The sequence below is a fragment of the Mesorhizobium sp. M0052 genome (assembly GCF_040323255.1).
Lineage (GTDB): Bacteria > Pseudomonadota > Alphaproteobacteria > Rhizobiales > Rhizobiaceae > Mesorhizobium.
In genome coordinates, this window is record NZ_JAMYUS010000005.1 from 274,154 (window position 1) to 292,544 (window position 18,391).

General features: G+C 62.3%; 17 protein-coding genes and 1 pseudogene. 7 read left to right on the forward strand and 11 right to left on the reverse strand.

Annotated features, from left to right (window positions below):
- Nucleotides 1–175: 175 nt before the first annotated feature.
- The gene (locus NKJ77_RS08865) at nt 176–1,426 is read left to right on the forward strand and encodes a class I SAM-dependent methyltransferase (protein WP_352534950.1); all 1,251 of its coding nucleotides are present in this window, start codon (nt 176–178) and stop codon (nt 1,424–1,426) included.
- A 60-nt stretch (nt 1,427–1,486) separates the two neighbouring features.
- Here the strand turns inward: NKJ77_RS08865 and NKJ77_RS08870 are convergent, their stop codons facing one another.
- Together NKJ77_RS08870 and NKJ77_RS08875 are read right to left on the reverse strand one after the other, a co-directional pair.
- The gene (locus NKJ77_RS08870) at nt 1,487–3,466 is read right to left on the reverse strand and encodes a bifunctional 2',3'-cyclic-nucleotide 2'-phosphodiesterase/3'-nucleotidase (protein ID WP_023668903.1); all 1,980 of its coding nucleotides are present in this window, start codon (nt 3,464–3,466) and stop codon (nt 1,487–1,489) included.
- Between the two features lie 141 nt (nt 3,467–3,607).
- On the reverse strand, nt 3,608–4,873 hold the full coding sequence (locus tag NKJ77_RS08875; protein WP_023668902.1) for an NAD(P)/FAD-dependent oxidoreductase: 1,266 nt from the start codon (nt 4,871–4,873) through the stop codon (nt 3,608–3,610).
- 179 nt (nt 4,874–5,052) lie between these two features.
- Between NKJ77_RS08875 and NKJ77_RS08880 the strand changes: the two genes are divergently transcribed.
- On the forward strand, nt 5,053–5,718 hold the full coding sequence (locus NKJ77_RS08880; protein WP_023816022.1) for a 5-formyltetrahydrofolate cyclo-ligase: 666 nt from the start codon (nt 5,053–5,055) through the stop codon (nt 5,716–5,718).
- 55 nt (nt 5,719–5,773) lie between these two features.
- On the opposite strand, the gene NKJ77_RS08885 is transcribed toward NKJ77_RS08880, so the two are convergent.
- Both NKJ77_RS08885 and NKJ77_RS08890 read right to left on the reverse strand, forming a co-directional pair.
- A complete protein-coding gene (locus NKJ77_RS08885) occupies nt 5,774–6,046 on the reverse strand; it encodes a hypothetical protein (RefSeq protein WP_031203541.1) in 273 nt (90 codons plus the stop codon).
- A 50-nt stretch (nt 6,047–6,096) separates the two neighbouring features.
- Nucleotides 6,097–6,279: pseudogene (locus NKJ77_RS08890) on the reverse strand (Lrp/AsnC ligand binding domain-containing protein); the annotation flags it as partial.
- A 174-nt stretch (nt 6,280–6,453) separates the two neighbouring features.
- Between NKJ77_RS08890 and NKJ77_RS08895 the strand changes: the two are divergent.
- On the forward strand, nt 6,454–6,867 hold the full coding sequence (locus NKJ77_RS08895) for a hypothetical protein (protein WP_155922397.1): 414 nt from the start codon (nt 6,454–6,456) through the stop codon (nt 6,865–6,867).
- Here NKJ77_RS08895 and NKJ77_RS08900 read toward each other — a convergent pair.
- Nucleotides 6,864–7,337: an Lrp/AsnC family transcriptional regulator gene (locus NKJ77_RS08900; RefSeq protein WP_023668897.1), complete on the reverse strand. Its 474-nt coding sequence runs from the start codon at nt 7,335–7,337 to the stop codon at nt 6,864–6,866. The two genes, NKJ77_RS08895 and NKJ77_RS08900, sit on opposite strands and share 4 nt — an antisense overlap.
- A 155-nt stretch (nt 7,338–7,492) precedes the next feature.
- Here NKJ77_RS08900 and ald point away from each other — a divergent pair, with 155 nt between their 5' ends.
- Complete coding sequence (gene ald / locus NKJ77_RS08905) at nt 7,493–8,608, forward strand: alanine dehydrogenase (RefSeq protein ID WP_023832208.1); 1,116 nt, start codon at nt 7,493–7,495, stop codon at nt 8,606–8,608.
- Between the two features lie 205 nt (nt 8,609–8,813).
- Nucleotides 8,814–10,094: an outer membrane protein gene (locus NKJ77_RS08910; RefSeq protein WP_031195686.1), complete on the forward strand. Its 1,281-nt coding sequence runs from the start codon at nt 8,814–8,816 to the stop codon at nt 10,092–10,094.
- Nucleotides 10,095–10,484: 390 nt separating this feature from the next.
- Here the strand turns inward: NKJ77_RS08910 and NKJ77_RS08915 are convergent, their stop codons facing one another.
- The 5 genes from NKJ77_RS08915 to NKJ77_RS08940 all read right to left on the reverse strand — a co-directional run bounded on the left by NKJ77_RS08915 (nt 10,485) and on the right by NKJ77_RS08940 (nt 14,504).
- A complete protein-coding gene (locus tag NKJ77_RS08915) occupies nt 10,485–10,952 on the reverse strand; it encodes a DUF1203 domain-containing protein (protein WP_023736671.1) in 468 nt (155 codons plus the stop codon).
- A gap of 258 nt (nt 10,953–11,210) precedes the next feature.
- Nucleotides 11,211–11,774, reverse strand: coding sequence for a GNAT family N-acetyltransferase (locus NKJ77_RS08925; RefSeq protein ID WP_023682574.1), 564 nt, complete (start codon nt 11,772–11,774; stop codon nt 11,211–11,213).
- Nucleotides 11,775–11,779: 5 nt separating this feature from the next.
- Nucleotides 11,780–12,631 carry a 3-mercaptopyruvate sulfurtransferase gene (sseA, locus tag NKJ77_RS08930; RefSeq protein WP_023691267.1) on the reverse strand — a complete coding sequence of 284 codons (852 nt, stop codon included), beginning with the start codon at nt 12,629–12,631 and terminating at the stop codon, nt 11,780–11,782.
- 95 nt (nt 12,632–12,726) lie between these two features.
- Nucleotides 12,727–13,470: an alanyl-tRNA editing protein gene (locus NKJ77_RS08935; protein WP_023832210.1), complete on the reverse strand. Its 744-nt coding sequence runs from the start codon at nt 13,468–13,470 to the stop codon at nt 12,727–12,729.
- On the reverse strand, nt 13,470–14,504 hold the full coding sequence (locus tag NKJ77_RS08940; RefSeq protein ID WP_023830002.1) for a cysteine synthase A: 1,035 nt from the start codon (nt 14,502–14,504) through the stop codon (nt 13,470–13,472). Before NKJ77_RS08940 ends, NKJ77_RS08935 begins: the two co-directional genes overlap by 1 nt.
- 214 nt (nt 14,505–14,718) lie before the next feature.
- On the opposite strand from NKJ77_RS08940, the gene NKJ77_RS08945 reads away from it, so the two are divergent.
- Together NKJ77_RS08945 and NKJ77_RS08950 are read left to right on the forward strand one after the other, a co-directional pair.
- A complete protein-coding gene (locus NKJ77_RS08945; protein WP_023698793.1) occupies nt 14,719–15,540 on the forward strand; it encodes an SDR family oxidoreductase in 822 nt (273 codons plus the stop codon).
- A gap of 70 nt (nt 15,541–15,610) precedes the next feature.
- Nucleotides 15,611–16,591 carry an alpha/beta hydrolase gene (locus tag NKJ77_RS08950; RefSeq protein WP_023698794.1) on the forward strand — a complete coding sequence of 327 codons (981 nt, stop codon included), beginning with the start codon at nt 15,611–15,613 and terminating at the stop codon, nt 16,589–16,591.
- A 93-nt stretch (nt 16,592–16,684) separates the two neighbouring features.
- On the opposite strand, the gene NKJ77_RS08955 is transcribed toward NKJ77_RS08950, so the two are convergent.
- Complete coding sequence (locus tag NKJ77_RS08955) at nt 16,685–18,121, reverse strand: DEAD/DEAH box helicase (RefSeq protein WP_352534953.1); 1,437 nt, start codon at nt 18,119–18,121, stop codon at nt 16,685–16,687.
- Nucleotides 18,122–18,391 lie beyond the last annotated feature (270 nt).

The window sequence follows — 18,391 nt, forward strand, 5'->3', positions numbered from 1 at the left end:
CGCCACCTGGGCCAGTGCCGGGCACGGCTTGCCTCTTGAAGTTCCGGTCGATGCGGTGGAAGATTGTGGCGAAAATTTAAGCAGGCTACGGCGTTCGCGCCTGGCGAATGAAAGTGGAGGATGTGGAGGCCGGCAGATCTTGCGCCGCCCCCGCGGAAGTCCAGGGGGGTGTGAGATGGCTGTCAGGGAATACAAAGGCATCGGCGACGCCATCAGGCTGGACGAACTCAATTTCGCCGAGATCGTCAAGGGCCTGCCGGCCAAGGCGCGCATGGTGCTGTCGGCGGCGATGAAATTGCCGCGCGGTTCGCTGAAGGTGAGGATGCCGGATGGCCGGGCGGTGCTTGTCGGCGGCAACGGACCCGGGCCGGATGCCGAGCTGGTGTTGAAGAACTGGCGCCTGCCCGGCCGTGCCTTTTCCGGCGGCACCATCGGCGTTGCCGAATCCTACATGGACGGCGACTGGGAAAGCCCTGATGTAACCAGCTTCCTCGAACTGTTCGTCGTCAACTCGGCCGTTGGGGAACGCATTGCCGGCGGCGCCAACTGGCTCATCAACACGGTCCAGCGCATCCGCCACTGGTTCAACGAAAACACCCGCGCCGGCTCGAAGCGCAACATCTCGGCGCATTACGATCTCGGCAACGCCTTCTACAAGCAATGGCTCGATCCCAGCATGACCTATTCGTCGGCGCTCTATGCGACCGGCGCCAACGACCTGGAAAGCGCTCAGGCCGCCAAATACCGCGCGCTGGCCAAGGATACCGGCATCGGCAAGAAGGACCATGTGCTCGAGATCGGCTGCGGCTGGGGCGGTTTTGCCGAATTTGCCGCGCGCGAGATCGGCTGCCGCGTCACCGGCCTGACCATCAGCCGCGAACAGCACGATTTCGCCAAGGCGCGCATCCAGAAGGCGGGACTGTCTGACAAGGTCGACATCAAGCTGCAGGATTACCGAGACGAAACGGGCACTTACGACCGCATCGCCTCGATCGAGATGTTCGAGGCGGTCGGCGAAAAATATTGGCCGGTATTTTTCGGCAAGATGAAGGCGTGCTTGAGGCCCGGCGGCACCGCCGGCCTGCAGATCATCACCATCAACGAGGCCGCCTACGACACCTATCGGGCGAGGCCGGATTTCATCCAGCGCTATGTCTTCCCAGGCGGCATGCTGCCGACGCCGTCGATCCTGAAGACGCTGGGCAGCGACCATGGCCTTGCCCATCTGCGCGAGCGCGTCTTTCCGGACGACTATGCCCGCACGCTTGCCGAATGGCGCAACCGCTTCTGGGCGTCGTGGGAAAAGATCGTCCCGCTCGGCTTCGACGACCGCTTCAAGAAGCTTTGGGAATTTTATCTCCACTATTGCGAAGCCGGCTTTAGAGCCAGCTACATCGACGTGCGCCAAGTGGTCTACAAAGCCTGATCCGAAGCGTGATTGAGCGGGCGTATGCCCGCTCGTTTTCCCTGTTAGCTGCACGTTGCCTCAAAGCAGGATGCGATACTTCGCAAACCCGGATTCGCCCTCGCCGGCCGGCTCGATCTTGAGCGATTTCACTCCCGATATAAAATCCTTCGCTTTGGGGCCGGTCTCGAACACGACGCTGGTGCCGGGCAGCGGCGTGAACGACCAATTGTCGTCGGCCGAGGGATTGATCGTGCCTTCGCTGACGACGTAGCGCACGATCACGTCGCGGTTGGTGTCCGGCGCCTCGTAGATGATCTTCGAGGCATTGATGTCGGGGAAATTGCCGCCACCGCCGGCGCGGTAATTGTTGGTGGCGACGACGAATTTCGCTGCCGGATCAATAGGCTTGCCGTCGAAGCTGAGGCCGACGATGCGGTTCGAGCCGGCATTGGCGACGCCACCCTTGGCATCGTATTTCGGCAGCTGCGACAGGTCTATTCCGTAGCTGACGCCATCGATCACATCGAAATTGTAGGACGGGAATTCGGTGTCGATGAGCGCCTGGTCGGCCTTGCCCGGCTCGATCTTCCTGAAAATGCCGGCCGACATTTCCAGCCATTCCTTCACTTGCGCGCCGGTGATTTCGACGGCGCGCACCGTGTTCGGATAGAGATAGAGGTCGGCGACGTTCTTGATGGCGATGTCGCCCACCGGCACGTCGGTATAGTAGTCGGCGCCGTTGCGCCCGCCGGCCTTGAAGGGTGCTGCCGCCGACAGCAGCGGCACATCCTTCCACTGCGTGCTCTTCAATATGTCCTTGAGGTACCAGCTCTGCGCCTGGTTGACGATCTGCACCGACGGATCGTCGGCGACCAGCGCGAAATAGGAATAGAGCGGCGCCGAGGTCTTGCCGACCGGTCGGCGGACATAGGCAAGTGTCGCCTCATGGTCCGCCTTCAGCGCATCGACGACGCGCTGGTCGTCCGCCACCGTCGGCTTGTTTGCCTTGTCGACGCGCTGGTAGATCGGCCTTGCCTCCGATGTGGCCGAGGCTACGCGCCATTTCGATCCGTCCCGTTCCAGAAGCAGATCGATCAGTCCCATATGCGAGCCCCAGAAACCGCCCATCACGGCGGGCTTGCCCTGCAGCGTGCCTTTCTCGGTGTCGACGCCTTCGAGCGCCTGAAAATCCTTCTTGCCGGGGAAGACGAGATGCTGATGGCCGGTGAACACCGCATCGATGCCTTCGACGCCGGCGACGAAGAAGGAGGCGTTCTCCATGCCGTCGCCCTGCTTGATATCGATGCCGGAATGCGAGAGCGCGATGACGATGTCGGCGCCCTCCTCCTTGATCTGCGGCACCCATGCCCTGGCCGCCTCGACGATGTCGCGCGTCCTGACATTGCCTTCCAGGTTCTTCAGGTCCCAGACCATGATCTGCGGCGGCACAAAGCCGATGATGCCGATCTTGATCGGCTGCTCGGCGCCCGACCCGTCCTTGATCTTCTTGTCGAGGATGACATAGGGCTTGAGGTAGAGCTTGTCGTCGCGCGGTTTGGCGGCAAGCTCGGTGCCGCGGATCAGATTGGCGCAGACGAAGGGGAAATTGGCTCCGGCCAGCACCTTGTCGAGGAACGACAGGCCGTAATTGAACTCGTGATTGCCGAGCGTCGAGCATTCATAGCCCAGCAGGTTCATGCCCTTCATGATCGGATGCAGATCGCCTTCCTTGAGGCCCTTCTCATAGGCGATGTAATCGCCCATCGGATTGCCCTGCAAAAGATCGCCATTGTCGATCAGCATCGCATTGGTGGCTTCCTTGCGCACCGCCGCGATCAGTGAGGCCGTCCGTGACAGGCCCATCGTGTCGTTGGCTTTGTCGGCGTAGTAGTCGTAAGGCAGCACATTCACATGAATGTCGGTGGTCTCCATGATCCTCAGATGCGCCTGATTGGCCTGCGCGCGGGCGGAAAACGGATGGAGCATGATCAGCGCCCCGCTGGCGGCCGTACCGGCAAGAAAACTACGGCGGGAGACGGGGTAATTGAGATGCGGCATTGGTTTTCCTTCCCAGCGACGTGACAAGATCCCAGCCCCGGGCGGAAGCTTCGCGCCGAAAACCGGCCATGTCCATCGGGAAGTCAGTCGATCAGCAAAAGGTGACGGCTGGATGAATATCCTTGGCCGCGGTTGAGAACCTCAGCCCTTGTCATCGTCGCCCTGGGTGATCAGCCGCGCGCTGCGCTGGCCGGTGAAATAGATCCATAGCCAGCTAAGCGACACCGAGAGCCGGTTGCGGAAACCGATCAGGAAGTAGATATGCGCCACGCCCCACAGCCACCAGGCAAGCCATCCCGTGAGCTTGATCGAGCCGAAATCGATCGCGGCTGCCCACTTGCCGATCGTCGCCAGGTCGCCGGCATGTTTGTAGCGGAAAGGCCGCGGCGCGCCATCGCCGGCCAGCCGCGCCCTGATCGTCGCGGCGACATGCTTGCCCTCCTGCTTGGCCGAGGGCGCCACGCCGGGCACCGGTTTGCCGTCCGGCCGCAAGACATGCGCGGTGTCGCCGATGACGAAGATTTCAGGACTGTTCGGCACGGTCAGATCGGGCTCGACCATTACCCTGCCCGCCCGGTCCACCGGCGCGCCCAGCCACTCTCCCGCGGGTGAAGCCGCCACGCCGGCGGCCCACAGGATGGTTCGCGCCGGCAGATGCGTATCGCCAAAGACGACGCCTTCGGCATCGAGGCGCGTGACGGCGCGGCCAAGCTCGACCGTGACGCCCCGCCGCTCCAGCGCCTTGCGCGCATAGTCGGACAGCTTTGGCGCGAAATTGGCTAGGATCCTGTCTCCGGCCTCGACCAGCACCACACGCGCCTCACGCGTGTCGATGTTGCGGAATTCGCCGCGCAGCGTTTCATGCGCGAGTTCGACAATGGTGCCGGCAAGCTCCACGCCGGTCGGGCCGCCGCCGACGATGACCAGTGTCAGCAGTGCCTGGCGCTTGGCCGGATCGGTCTCGCGCTCGGCCTGCTCGAAGGCGAGCAGGATGCGCCGGCGAATGGTGGTTGCGTCTTCAAGCGTCTTCAGCCCGGGCGCGAAAGGCTCCCATTCGTCGTGGCCGAAATAAGCATGACGCGCGCCGGTGGCGAGCACCAGCGTGTCGTAGGGAACAGAACTGCCGTCCTCAAGCAGCACGCGTTTGCCTGGACGGTCGACGCCGGTGACGTTGCCGAGCAGGGTCGTCACGTCCTCGCGCTTGCGCAGCAGATGACGGATCGGCCAGGCGACTTCCGAGGTCGCCAGCGAGGTGGTCGCCACCTGGTAGAGCAGCGGCTGGAAAAGGTGATGGTTGCGCTTGTCGATCATGGTGATGCGCACGGGTGCGCCGGCCAGCGCCCGGGTGAGTTCGAGACCGCCGAACCCTGCGCCGACGACAACGACATGATGGCTGGTTTCACTCATCGCATTCACCCCTGTTTGTCTCCCTTTATCTAGTGATTTTTGTGCACCGCAACAATGTCGGGGCGAGCTAGATTGCCGCTTAAGGCTGCCCAGGACTCGTCGCCGGATGTCGCGAATGCCTATGTCGGCAAGCATGGACGGGTATAGCCTTGCAGGGGCTGGAACCACGGGAGTGAAGCATGGCCAACGACGATGACAAAGATGGCAAAGGGCGGGCGCAATATTCTTCGCCACCTTGCTTCATGCACGAACTCGATCCGGAATTTCGCGCGCCATTGACCGACTGGACCGATGTGCGCCGTTGGCGCAAGGCCGAGCGCGAGCGTCTGATCGCGGCACGGTTGGCGGTTTCCGCCGATGCGCGGGTGGCGATGTCGCGGGCTATCGCCGAAGGGCTCGACGCGGCAATCGGCGACATTGCCGGCCGCATGGTCAGCCTCTATTGGCCGTTTCGCGGCGAGCCGGACCTGCGGCCGTGGATGGCGTCGATCAACGAACGCGGCGGCCGCACGGCGCTGCCCATCGTGATCGAGAAAGGCCAGCCGCTGATCTTCCGCGCTTATGTGCCCGGCGACCGGCTGGAAAAAGGCATCTGGAACATCCCGATCCCGGCCGAAGGCGAGCCGGTGCTGCCCGACATCGTCATCTCGCCGATCGTCGGCATCGACCCGCGAAACTACCGCCTGGGCTATGGCGGTGGCTTCTTCGACCGCACGCTGGCTGCCATGCCGTTCAAGCCATTGGTCATCGGCGTCGGCTACGAACTGCAGCGCATCCCCACCATCTACCCGCAGCCGCACGACATCCCGATGGACCAACTGGTGACCGAGGTATTAAAAGCCTAGCGTGATGAGATTCAGAGACCCTCCGTGTGATCGCACATATTCATAAATATCACGCTTAGAAAAGATCGCCGTTGGTGTCATTCCCAGGCAACTGAGGAATATCCGCCTTACCGGCATCTTTATACTCGGCCAACAAACGAATGCGGCGATACACACTGAACAGAATTTTCAGAAAGACAAGCGGATCTCCGGTGCGCGCGTGTAGCGCACCTGCAGACGGAAGCTCAATCAATCGGGCCATGTCATTGGCACTGTCGGCGATTATCTTCACCTCTTCAGCGGCTTTTCTAGTATCCACTTTATTTGTTTTAAGCACAATTCCGTGCACTCCGCTACTCAGCTCCTAAGCCTCTCCGCTTCTTCTCCATCGCCGCGCGATCAACAATCGCGCAAGGCAAAGGACGAACTGATCTTCATCACGTGCGGCATAACAGACAGCCACTTCTTGTGGATGCGTTGATAGCCCACGAGGTGCTTCGCCGCGATGCGCAGGATGTAGTCGTATTCACCCGACATCAGGTGGCAGGACAGCACATTTGGGCAGCACTTTATCGCCGCATCGAGGCCGGTTGACCGCCGTGTAGCAACACAAATGTTACGTGACAAAAATCCGACGTGGTCGATAAATACTCTTTAAGGGAACCATGCTGCAGCGAACCGCTTCGACATGCGCTTCGGGCGGATCCAACAGTGTCGAGCCGCTCTTGAATTGGCTGCTTCGCAACGGGTGGCGAGATGATCGGACGAACCATAGCAATTACCCTCGCAATTGCGTTTTCCCTTTCGCCTTTGCATGCGCAACCACGGCATCGTTTGCCGAGCGGCTACAAATGGGGCCGCTGCCTGCTTGTTGTTGGCGGTCAGACCCGCATATCCGGAAGGTGCTCTTATCAAATCGAGCAGGGCGGCGATTTCAATATCCAGGGACCGAAGCAAGTTTTTGCAGGGATCGACTATCCTGATCCGCATAGTGGCGCTGGTGAAATGTCTAAAGATTACTGGGCGGATGTCTACAAGGACGGTGATGTCTGGGCGGGCTATGCAAACTCCGACATTCGCGCCACCCACGGTGATGAACGCTGGGAAGAACTTCGCCGCGAAGGCGCATGCTATATCGGGAAGGACGTCCGAGTATGTTTGTGGCGTTAAGCCAGTTCCGGCTTCATTCCCATGGCGGTCCGATCGACGATCTCGCGCAGGGCAAAGGATGAGTTGATCTTGGTCACATGCGGCATCGCCGACAGCCACTCCTTGTGGATGCGCTCATAGTCGACCAGATCCTTGGCGGCGATGCGCAGGATATAGTCGTATTCGCCCGACATCAGGTGGCACGACAGCACATTCGGGCAGCGCTTGATCGCCGCCTCGAAATCCGACAGCGTCTTTTCGAACTGTCCCGACAGCGATATGTGCACGATCGCCGTCATCTGGTGACCGAGCGCTGCATTCGAAAGCCGGGCGTGATAGCCGCGGATGGTGCCGGATTTCTCCAGATTGTCGAGCCGGCGCGAACAGGCCGACTGCGACAGGCCGACCCTTTCGGCGAGCGCCGCATTGGGTATGCGGCCATCCTTCTGCAGTGCCTCGAGAATGGCGATATCGATCCTGTCGAGCGGCATTTCTCGTGATTCCTGCGAAATTTCCTTGATTTCGCGCAACGATTATCGAAACGCGTGACCCCGCGCAAGCGCATTCGCAAACACCTGCGCAACGATTTGTGGTTCACTCGGTTGATACAGGGAACGAGCCCGAAGGGCCGGATCAGGAGAAGACTATGCGCGTCGGTTGCCCCAAGGAAATCAAGAACCACGAATACCGCGTCGGCCTGACGCCGGGCTCCGTCCGCGAATATGTCGCGCATGGTCATGAAGTGCTGGTCGAAAGCGGCGCCGGCGCCGGCATCGGCGCCGATGACAATGCCTACCGCGCCGCCGGCGCCACCATCGCCAAGACCGCCGCCGACGTGTTCGCCAAGTCCGACATGATCGTCAAGGTCAAGGAGCCGCAGCCCAACGAATGGGCGCAGCTGCGCGACGGCCAGATCCTCTACACCTATCTGCACCTGGCCCCGGATCCGGAGCAGACCAAGGGCCTGCTCGCGTCCGGCGTCACCGCAATCGCCTATGAGACCGTAACCGACGACCGCGGCGGCCTGCCGCTCTTGGCGCCGATGTCGGAAGTTGCCGGCCGCCTGTCGATCCAGGCCGGCGCGACCGCGCTGCAGAAGGCCAATGGTGGCCGCGGCGTGCTGCTCGGCGGCGTGCCCGGCGTGCTGCCCGGCAAGGTCACCGTGCTCGGCGGCGGCGTCGTCGGCCTGCATGCCGCCCGCATGGCGGTCGGCCTCGGCGCCGACGTCACCATCATCGACCGCTCGATCCCGCGCCTGCGCCAGCTGGACGACCTCTTTACCGGCCGCGTCCACACCCGCTACTCCACAGTCGAGGCGCTTGAGGAAGAATGCTTCTCGGCCGACATCGTCGTCGGCGCCGTGCTCATCCCGGGTGCTGCTGCACCCAAGCTGGTGACCCGCGAAATGCTGTCGGGCATGAAGAAGGGCTCGGTGCTGGTCGACGTCGCTATCGACCAGGGCGGCTGCTTCGAGACTTCGCACGCCACCACCCATGCCGAGCCGACCTATGAGGTCGACGGCGTGATCCATTACTGCGTCGCCAACATGCCGGGCGCCGTGCCGGTGACCTCGGCGCACGCGCTCAACAACGCGACGCTGCATTATGGCCTGCAGCTGGCCGACAAGGGCCTGAAGGCGCTGGTCGACGACCACCATTTGCGCAACGGCCTCAATGTCCACAGGGGCAAGATCACCAATCGCGCCGTGGCCGAAGCACTCGGCTATGAGCTGGTCGAACCGAAAGTGGTTCTGGCTGCCTGACCTGACCTGGCATTTTGCCTCCCTTACCCGCCGGTTGTACCGGCGGGTTTTTCTTGGCTACAAGACCGCAAAACGCCCGCTCCAGGGCAAGGTGCAGCCCCTCTCGACAGCGCTTTTGCCTGTCGATGTGACATTTTTGTCATTCCAATATTAACGAGCATCCTGTTAGAACACGGACGGGTTTGTTCTATGCTAAGGGGCTAAAATGTTTATTTCTGCTAAATCCGTTCTTCTCGGCGCCGTTTCGGCAATGGCTTTGATATCGGTAGCGCATGCCGCCGACGTTGTGCAGCCGGTGGAAGAACCTGCCGGTTTCAACTGGAGCGGCGCCTATGTCGGCATCGGCGGCGGCTTCGGCGCCACCGTGCACCGCATCAGCGTCGACCCGTTTCTCGACTTCAATGGCATCGGCGGCAACGGCGTGTTTGGCGAAGTGACCGCCGGCTACGACTACATGGTCTCTGAACGCTTCCTGCTCGGCGGCTTCATCGACGCCAACATCGGGAATATCGGTCCGTCGATCAGCCTTCCGGGCGCTGATATCGACCTGACGAACGCTTATGGCTTCGACGTCGGCTTGCGCGCCGGCTATCTCTTGAACCCCAGTACGCTCGGCTATGTGCTCGGCGGCTACACTTGGAACCATTTCAAGCTCGAGGGTTCGGGCTTTGCCGACGGTCTTGATTTCACGGAGAACCGTGGCGGCTATGTCGTCGGCGTTGGTATGGAAACCGTGCTGCGCGGCAACTGGACGATTAAGACCGAGTACCGCTACGCCAACTATGGCGACGACTCGGTGGCTGACCTCGGCATTATCGGCGGCCCGGGAACCTCTCTGGATGTCGAGCCGTCCAGCCACACCTTCCACATCGCGGCCAATTACCGCTTCGGCGCCCAGAATGGCGGCGGGGCCTCGTTTGCTGCTCCGACCTACAACTGGACCGGCTTCTATGTCGGCGGCGCGCTTGGCGCCGGCACCGTGGTGCATGACCTGACGCTCGCCAGCGCCCTCGAATTGGATGGCATCGGCGGCGAAGGCGTGTTCGGCGAGGCGAGCATCGGTTACGACCATGATTTCGGCGGCTGGGTCGCCGGCGTTCTGGTCGACGCCCGCTATTCCGGCATACGCTCGAAGCTGGACATTCCGGGTGGGTCGATCAAGGGCGATGCCGACTATGGCTTCGATGCCCTGGCCCGCATCGGCGCCAAGGTCAACGAATCGACGCTGGCCTATGTCCTCGGCGGTTACAGCTGGCAGCATTTCGACCTGCATGCCTCCTCGCCCGTTGGCGACATCGTCGACTGGGGATCGAGCGGCTTCTCGGTCGGTGGCGGCCTGGAAACGGCCGTTTCCAGCAACATGACGCTTGGTCTCGAATACCGCTATTCGCAGTATGAGAAAGAAGATTTCGGCTCGGGCGGCTTCCTCACCGACGAGCCTTCCTTCCAGACCGTTCGCGTCGGCGCGAAGTATAAATTCAACTAAACGCCGCACACACACACGGCGAAGGCCCGTCGGTCAATTCCGGCGGGCTTTTTCTTTGCGCAAAATTCCTGGCGCCGGAATTGAACAGGCTGGCGGACATCAAAAAAGCGGAGCCAAAGCCCCGCTTCCTCGGTCATCGAGATCCCCGCCGGTTCATCCGCGGTCGGCAATCCATCGACGCTGGTCTTTTACCGAGAGAATGCGACGGGAGTACGACAAGTCCCAACCGCCATCGGCGTGCGTCGCCATGCCGGCGAGGATCGCGATGCTGTGTGAAGTGCTTCACATCCGCAATTCGAAAAGCATGCGCAGACAGGGATGCCAACTTGACGGATCGAGCCGTCACACGGTTGCCAACTTCCCGCCAGACCACCGGCGGGCATCTTTTTGTCAGAAACGCTCGATGCGGCACTGATAACAATTGTTGCGCGCCGAGCGGACGTGGACATAGGCGATGTCAGCGCGCTCAAACAGCGTCTCTGCCCGCGCCGCAATGCCGCCAGTCGGAATGACGCCGCCGCTGCCATAGACGATGCGGTCATCCGCACCATAGCCGCGCACGATATAGTCGCTGCTCTCAAGCATCTCTGGAAGCGCTTCTGTCTCGGCTGCGCGTTCGCATTCCTGCGCATGCAGGAAGATCGGTCCTGTCTCGGCGTAAGGCTGCAACGCCGGAAACGGCCGATAGGCCATGATCAGATAGCCATCGCCTTCGGCGACGTTTCTCAGGCAATGCCGGCACGGCACCCCGTCGCCATCTGAAACCTTCCGCTCCGGCGTTTGCCCGTAGGCGTCCGGCCCGCCGCGCTGCAGCGCTCTCACATCTTCTGTCGGCAAGGCTTTGAACTGGACGGTCATGGCTAAATCTCCGGTGTGGTTGACCGGAAATTATGCCCCCGCCGAGGTGCTTCCCACCCGATTCCTGTCAACTGTCAGCAGCCCGGCCAGTCTCAGGCCGGACTGCTTCGGCATTGGGCAGGTCCCGCGCCGGCTCAGCGGATGAAATCGTCGAAGCGGCGCAGCATCACCCGGCGCCTGCGCCAGTTCTCGTCCTGGGTCCGCACGAGCAGGAATTCCTCGCCATGAACGGTCGGTTCGGCCTTCAGTCGGAGAAAGTCACGGCCGCATGACGCTGGCCGAGCGCTCGGCGAACGACAGCGGATGCACGGTCTCCTTCTTTTGCGCCACCGGCGCAAAACCGAGCTTCTGGTAGAGCGGCAAGGCAGCCGGATGGTCGAGCGTGCAGGTCTGCACCGTTACCCGTTTCGGCCCATACGACCATGCTGCGGCAATCGCCGCACCGAGGAACCAACGGCCGATGCCTTGCCCGGTCGCATGTTCCATCATGCCGAAATAGGCGAGCTCGACTTCCTCTGGCAAATGCGGCTTGAGGTCGAAGAAACCGGCCGGCGCGCCGTCGAGATAAAGCACCCTGATGTCGCGGTCCTCGCGGTGGATCCCGGCGGCAAGCTCGTCATCGTCCAGCCTCAGCACATTGACCCAATGCCATTTGCGCCCGACCCGATCCATCAGATAGCGATAGAAATGCAGCGGAATGTCCTTGGTCCTGAGCAGCGCGATCTGCCTGTTGTAGGGCAAGGGCGGCGAATAGGCCGGCGGCACATGCATTTCCAGAAACGTGACCGTGACCTCGATGTCGTCCAGCGCGCCATTTTCCATCGCCATCATTCCTTGCCCGTCACCACGGGCGTGTCTGCCAGCCCGCCCCATTCCGTCCATGAGCCGTCGTAGAGCCGGTTGTCGGTGTGGCCGAGCGTCTCCAGCGCCAGAGTGACGACAGCCGCCGTGATGCCGGAACCGCAAGAGGTGACGACCGGTTTCGACAGATCGATACCGGCATCCTCAACGGCCTTGCGCAACTGGTCCTTCGACAACAGCGCGCCATCCTGTGACAGCGCCGAATAAGGCAAATTGTGCGCGCCGGGCATGTGGCCGGAGCGAACACCCGCGCGGGGCTCTGGCTCGGCGCCGGTGAAGCGGCCCGCGCCTCGGGCGTCCGCAATCTGGCTCTCGCCAGTCTCGACGATGCGGCGCATGTCGGCAAGGCTGGCGACGCGAGCGGCATCGAAATCGGCATGAAACACATTCGGCGCGATCTTGGTCGGCTCCGCCGTCACCGGCCGGCCCGCCGCCTTCCAGCGGTCGAAGCCGCCGTCGAGCACATAGACCTGGAACACGCCCATGACGCGGAACATCCACCAGGCGCGCGGCGCCGAGAAGAAACCCGGACCGTCATAGACGACAATGGTGTCGTCGGCCGAAATTCCCATGGCGCCTACATATTGCGCGAAATGCTGTGGCGAGGGCAGCGTGTGCGGCAGCTTGGCATCAGGATCGGAGGCCGCATCATGATCGAAGAATCGCGCACCCGGAATATGCGCAGCCTCATACTCGGCGCGCGCATCGCGCTTCTGCGCCGGCAGATACCAGGATGCATCGACGATCGTCAGGCCGGGCTCGCCAAGACGGCTCTGCAACCAGTCCGCATCGACGGTGAAAGGGCTGTCATCGGCCATTGTTCTTCTCCTGCTCCGCCTTGGCGAAGCATTGCTTCCTGTTGACCATGATCTTCCCCGAAAACCCGCTTCCACTTTTCGGGATCATGGTTCGTTCAAGCTACCGGCATTGGTCCGAAGCGAATGCGAAAACGCCGGTTTTCGCGGCCCTTCTTCTCGATCTTGCCGATGTGGATTTCACCGACTTCGCCGGTGCTTTTGACATGGGTGCCGCCGCAGGGCTGGCTGTCGATCGAAGCGTTGTCGCCGATGCAGACCAGGCGGATCTTGCCGGTGCCGGCGGGCGGCCGGACAGTCTTGGATTTCACCAGGCCAGGATTGGCTGCCAGTTCCTCGTCGGTGATCAGCCTGACGAAGATCGGATGATCGGCCCGCACCAGCTCCATCAGCCCGGCGGTGACGTCTTCCCTGGTGAAGCCGGCATCGGGAGCGTCGAAGTCGACGCGGCTGTCATCTTCGGAAACCGCAGCACCGGTAATCGGAAACGGACAGACGACGGTGAGCAAATGGCAAGCTGCGTGCATGCGCATCAGGAGATGCCGCCGCTCCCAGTCGATGGCGAGTTTCACCTGCTCGCCGACCTCGGGTGCCGGCTGCTCCGGCGCCGGCACATGGATGATCTCGTCCTTGGTCTCGCCGGTGATGGTGGCGGCAATGGCGATGCGGGTGCCGTCGGCGCGCTCTAATGTGCCGGTATCGCCAGGCTGGCCGCCCGATGTGGCATAGAAGATGGTCCGGTCGAGAATGATGCCGCCGCGCTCGTTGATGGCGACAACGGTGGCGTCGGCCGCTCTGAGATAGGCGTCGTCGCGAAACAGCGCTTCTGTTCTGTGCGCCATCAGGCGACCTTCTCATACGGCACCGGAATTGTGCTGCGCTCATCCATCCAGCCCGGCACCGGCAGGTTCTTCTCGCGCAGGAATTCCGGGTTGAACAGCTTCGACTGGTAGCGCGTGCCATAGTCGGCAAGTATGGTCACGATGGTGTGGCCGGGGCCAAGCTCGCGCGCCATCCGTATAGCGCCGGCAATGTTGATGCCGGTCGAACCGCCGACGCACAGGCCTTCTTCCTGGATCAGGTCGAAGACGATCGGCAGCGCCTCTTCGTCCGGCACCTGGAACGAGAAGTCCGGCGTGAACCCATCGAGATTTGCCGTGATGCGCCCCTGCCCTATCCCTTCGGTGATCGAGCTGCCGTCGGACTTCAATTCGCCACTGGTGTAGAAGGAATAGAGCGCCGCACCCAGCGGATCGGCGAGCGCGATCTTGACGTTGCTGCTCTTGGCCTTCAGCCCGAAGGCGACGCCGGCCAGCGTTCCGCCCGAACCCACCGCCGAGACGAAACCGTCGACCTTGCCGCCGGTCTGCATCCAGATTTCTTCCGCCGTGGTGCGGATATGGCCGTCGCGATTGGCAACGTTGTCGAACTGGTTGGCCCAGATCGCGCCGTTCGGCTCCGACCTCGCCATCTGCTCGGCCAACCGCCCCGACAGTTTCACGTAATTGTTGGGGTTCTTGTAAGGCACCGCCGGCACTTCGATCAGCTCGGCACCAAGCAGCTTGATCGTGTCCTTCTTTTCCTGGCTCTGGGTGTCGGGAATAACGATCACTGTGCGATAGCCCAGCGCCTTGGCAACCAGCGTCAGGCCAATGCCGGTATTGCCTGCCGTGCCTTCGACGATGACCCCGCCCGGCTTCAACAGCCCGCGCTGTTCGGCGTCGCGGATGATGAACAGGCCGGCGCGATCCTTGACCGACTGGCCGGGGTTCATGAACTCGGCCTTGCCCAGGATCTCGCAGCCGGTCTGCTCCGAGGCCTTGTTGAGGCGGATCAGGGGCGTGTTGCCGATCGCTTCGATCACAGAACGGGGCATCCGGGATTCCTTATGTAGCTGCGGCGAGACCCTAGAAACCCGAAGCTTGCGTTTCAAGGCAAGAATTCGCCTGGTCCAGTCGCATTTCGGGCACTGCAATCTCCCGCGGCCGGACAACGCGCGATGACGATCATTTCAACCAGTACGGAAAAGCGCTCTTTTCATTCGATTTTTTCACCGCTAGAGCACTAATGACAGATCGGCAGGGCGCAGAATGACACTTTACCGGGCCAACCCGAAGCACGGCGTCGCCTGGATAACCGGCGGCAGCAGCGGCATCGGCCGTGCGCTGGCCAAGGACCTCGCGGCAAAGGGCTTTGTCGTCGCGGTCACCGCACTCGACGGCGACCCACTCGACGCGCTCATCGTCGAGACGGCGCAGATGCCGGGACGTGTCGTCGCCTACCCTTGCGACGTCACCGATGAGCCGCGCATGGCAAGCACGGTGGCGGCGATTGAAAAGGAGCTCGGGCCGATCGTGCTCGCCGTCTTCAACGCCGGCAACTACATCGCCACGCCCGGCGAAGACCTCAGGGTCCGCGACTTTCGCCAGACCTTCGAGGTCAACTATTTCGGTATCATCAATGGCCTCGTCCCGCTCATGGAGCGCATGCGCATCCGTGCGCGCGGCCATATTGTGCTTGTCGGATCGGTTACCGCCTATTTCGGCTGGCCGACCACGGCGGCCTATGGCGGCTCGAAGGCGGCGATCAACATCTTGGCCGAGTCGCTGAAATACGATTTCGACAAGATGAATGTCCGGATCCAGGTGATGAATCCGGGCTTCATCGACACGCCGCTGACCGAAAAGAACATGCTGCCGATGCCGGGACTGATGCCGGTCAACCGCGCCTCGCGCCGCATGCTGCGCGGCATCGAGCATGGCGGCTTCGAGGTTACCTTCCCTCACCGGCTGAGCTGGGGGCTGAAGGTGCTGGCACTGCTGCCAAGGCCAGTCTGCCGGTGGTTCATCAGCACGGCGACCCGCTGGACAGGGCGGCCGCTGAATTTCGACCGCAAGCCGCCGAACCAATAGCTGTCCACAGTCCGGCTGTTGCCTGACTGCACCGGCCGCCATAGGCTTTAGAATTGTTGTGGAGTCTGAGATGGGGCGACGGATCGTGCTTGCGGTGCTGGGCGTCGTCATCATCCTTGTCTTGGCCCTCCTGCTTGGTCCGCGCGTTCCCGTCGACACAACAATCAGCTTCGACCCCAAAGTGATCGGCGACGATCCGCAAGCGTATATTGCGCGCGAAGAGGCTGCCGTGCCCAACGTTCGCGACGGGCTCGAGAAAGAAATCATCTGGGCCGATCCGATGGTTCACGCCAGGACGCCATTGGCGATCGTCTATATCCATGGCTTTTCGGCATCGAAGGGCGAGGTTCGCCCGCTGGCCGACGAGGTCGCCGACCAACTCGACGCCAACCTTTTCTACACCCGCCTCACCGGTCATGGGCAGGACGGCGCTGCTATGGCGCAAGGCAGCGTCAATGCCTGGATCAACGACTATGAGGAGGCGCTCGCCATCGGCCGAGCCATCGGCGACAAGGTGATCGTCATCGGCACCTCGACCGGTGGATCGCTGGCGGCATGGGCGGCGACTGAGCCTGGCGCATCGGACGGCGTCGCTGCAATCGCATTCATCTCGCCGAATTTTGGCATCAGGGCTTCAGGCGCCGAGCTGCTGACCATGCCCTGGGGCAGGCAGATCGCCGATTTCGTCGGCGGCAAGGAGCGCAGCTTTCCGACCCGCAACGCGCTGCACGAGAAACTCTGGACGCACACATATCCAATGGCAGCTGTGCTACCGATGGCGGCGCTGACCAACCTTGCCTACGCAGCGCCTGTGGAGAAGGCAACCATACCGGCGCTGTTCATCTTCTCGGATTCCGACAAGGTGGTGCGCCAGGATCGCACCCGCGAAATCGCCGGCCGCTGGGGCGCACCGCATGAACTGGTGCCCGTCGACGACAATGGCGATCCCGACGACCACGTCATTGCCGGCGACGCGCTGTCGCCCTCGACCACGGCTTTCCTGGCGCAGCGGATCGTCGTGTGGGTGAAGGCAATTACCGGGCAGCCCTAAACGAAAAGGACGGCCGAAGCATTGCCCCGGCCGTCCTCATATTCAATCGTCAGCAATCAAGCCAGGCTCGACGAGCCTGACCGGTTCGTCTGATCAGGCAGCCCGCGCAGCGGGCCGCTTGCCGCCGAAGCGGCGGTTGTTGTTGCCCTTGAAGGCCTTGGCGCCTTCCGGCTTGCGCTCGCTTGCACCCGCAAAGGCCGGCTTGTCACCAAAACGCTTCTTGGCGAAGCCGTTGTTCTGGCCACCGGGCCGCCTGCCGTCGCGACGGCCATTGCGGTCGTTGCGATCATTGGCGGGCTCGAAGCGCTCGTTCTTTTCGGCCGGATTGCGCACCGGATCCGGGCTGCCGAGATGGTCGGCAACGATCGGCAGCTTGCTGCGGATGATGCGCTCGACCTGACGCAGCTTGCTGTTTTCGGAAGGATCGCAAAGCGTGATGGCGATGCCGTCCATGCCGTTACGGCCGGTACGTCCGATGCGGTGGACATAGCTTTCGGCCTCATCCGGCAGGTCGAAATTCACCACATGGCTGATGCCGGGAACGTCGATGCCGCGCGCCGCGATGTCGGTCGCGACGAGAATGCGCACCGAACCCTCGCGGAAATCGTTGAGCGCCTTCTGGCGGGCGTTCTGCGACTTGTTGCCGTGGATGACGGCGGCCTTGAAGCCGTCGCGCTCGAGGTCCTTGGTCACCCGGTCGGCGCCATGCTTGGTGCGCGAGAAGATGATGACGGACTTCATTGCCTCGTCGGCGAGCATCGTCGACAGCACCTGGCGCTTCTGCTTGGTGCGGGCAAAGACGACGCCCTGCACGATCTCGGCGGCCGCGGTGCTCTGCGGCGCGACTTCGACGCGGATCGGGTTCTTCAACAGGCCCTTCGCCAGCTCGGCGATTTCGTTGGGCATGGTGGCCGAGAACAGCACCGTCTGACGGTCGGGCGCGGTCGCCTTGGCGATCCGCTTGACGTCGTTGATGAAGCCCATGTCGAGCATGCGGTCACCCTCGTCCAGCACCAGCCATTTGGTGTCGGAGAGAATGAGGTCGCCCTCGCGCACCAGGTCGGTCAGGCGGCCGGGCGTGGCGATCAGGATGTCGACGCCGGGCGCAACCTTCTTCACCTGGCTGAAGCGCGAGACGCCGCCAAGCACGAGAGCGGTCGAGACATGCGCGCCCTTGGCGAGGATCTTGATGGTGTCCTCGATCTGGACGGCGAGTTCGCGCGTCGGCGCCAGGATCAGCGCACGAGTGGTCTTGGCTCGGCGCTTGGTGCCGAGCGCGATGATCTTCGACAGGATCGGCAGCGCGAAGGCAGCGGTCTTGCCCGAGCCGGTCTGGGCGATGCCGAAGATATCACGGCCTTCCATCTGCGGCGGGATCGCCTGCGTCTGGATCGGCTTCGGCTCGGTGAAGCCGGCGCCATGCGTCGCCTTGAGCAGCGCGCCCGTGATCCCAAGAGCTGCGAAACCGGTGAGGTCCGCAGTGTTGCCGGTCGAGATCGCGTTACCGGCTGAGGTGTTTTCGTTGGTCAAAATAGTCTTCTTTCACGCGGTCTTGGCCGCAAACATCGATGGCGGCAGGGCGCAACCTGCCGTCGAAAAAATTGATTTGAAACGACAAGGCGGGCGGACGGAAACGTCCACTCGGCTGCGCTGTCGTGCCCGCAGGCGTCATGCCACGGGGCTCTTTCGCCACTTCGTGATGTATCGGAAAGAGGGGCCGATATACCGGAAAGAGGGAAAACAGACGCAACCAGTCTCATTTGTCGAGAAGGCCGGAATCTCCCGGCCCAAGCGCCTATG

Coding starts and splice junctions, on each gene's coding strand:
- NKJ77_RS08865 (WP_352534950.1), top strand. CDS start 176: ATGGCTGTCAGGGAATACAAAGGCATCGGCGACGCCATCAGGCTGGAC.
- NKJ77_RS08870 (WP_023668903.1), bottom strand. CDS start 3,466: ATGCCGCATCTCAATTACCCCGTCTCCCGCCGTAGTTTTCTTGCCGGT.
- NKJ77_RS08875 (WP_023668902.1), bottom strand. CDS start 4,873: ATGAGTGAAACCAGCCATCATGTCGTTGTCGTCGGCGCAGGGTTCGGC.
- NKJ77_RS08880 (WP_023816022.1), top strand. CDS start 5,053: ATGGCCAACGACGATGACAAAGATGGCAAAGGGCGGGCGCAATATTCT.
- NKJ77_RS08895 (WP_155922397.1), top strand. CDS start 6,454: ATGATCGGACGAACCATAGCAATTACCCTCGCAATTGCGTTTTCCCTT.
- NKJ77_RS08900 (WP_023668897.1), bottom strand. CDS start 7,337: ATGCCGCTCGACAGGATCGATATCGCCATTCTCGAGGCACTGCAGAAG.
- ald (WP_023832208.1), top strand. CDS start 7,493: ATGCGCGTCGGTTGCCCCAAGGAAATCAAGAACCACGAATACCGCGTC.
- NKJ77_RS08910 (WP_031195686.1), top strand. CDS start 8,814: ATGTTTATTTCTGCTAAATCCGTTCTTCTCGGCGCCGTTTCGGCAATG.
- NKJ77_RS08915 (WP_023736671.1), bottom strand. CDS start 10,952: ATGACCGTCCAGTTCAAAGCCTTGCCGACAGAAGATGTGAGAGCGCTG.
- NKJ77_RS08925 (WP_023682574.1), bottom strand. CDS start 11,774: ATGGAAAATGGCGCGCTGGACGACATCGAGGTCACGGTCACGTTTCTG.
- sseA (WP_023691267.1), bottom strand. CDS start 12,631: ATGGCCGATGACAGCCCTTTCACCGTCGATGCGGACTGGTTGCAGAGC.
- NKJ77_RS08935 (WP_023832210.1), bottom strand. CDS start 13,470: ATGGCGCACAGAACAGAAGCGCTGTTTCGCGACGACGCCTATCTCAGA.
- NKJ77_RS08940 (WP_023830002.1), bottom strand. CDS start 14,504: ATGCCCCGTTCTGTGATCGAAGCGATCGGCAACACGCCCCTGATCCGC.
- NKJ77_RS08945 (WP_023698793.1), top strand. CDS start 14,719: ATGACACTTTACCGGGCCAACCCGAAGCACGGCGTCGCCTGGATAACC.
- NKJ77_RS08950 (WP_023698794.1), top strand. CDS start 15,611: ATGGGGCGACGGATCGTGCTTGCGGTGCTGGGCGTCGTCATCATCCTT.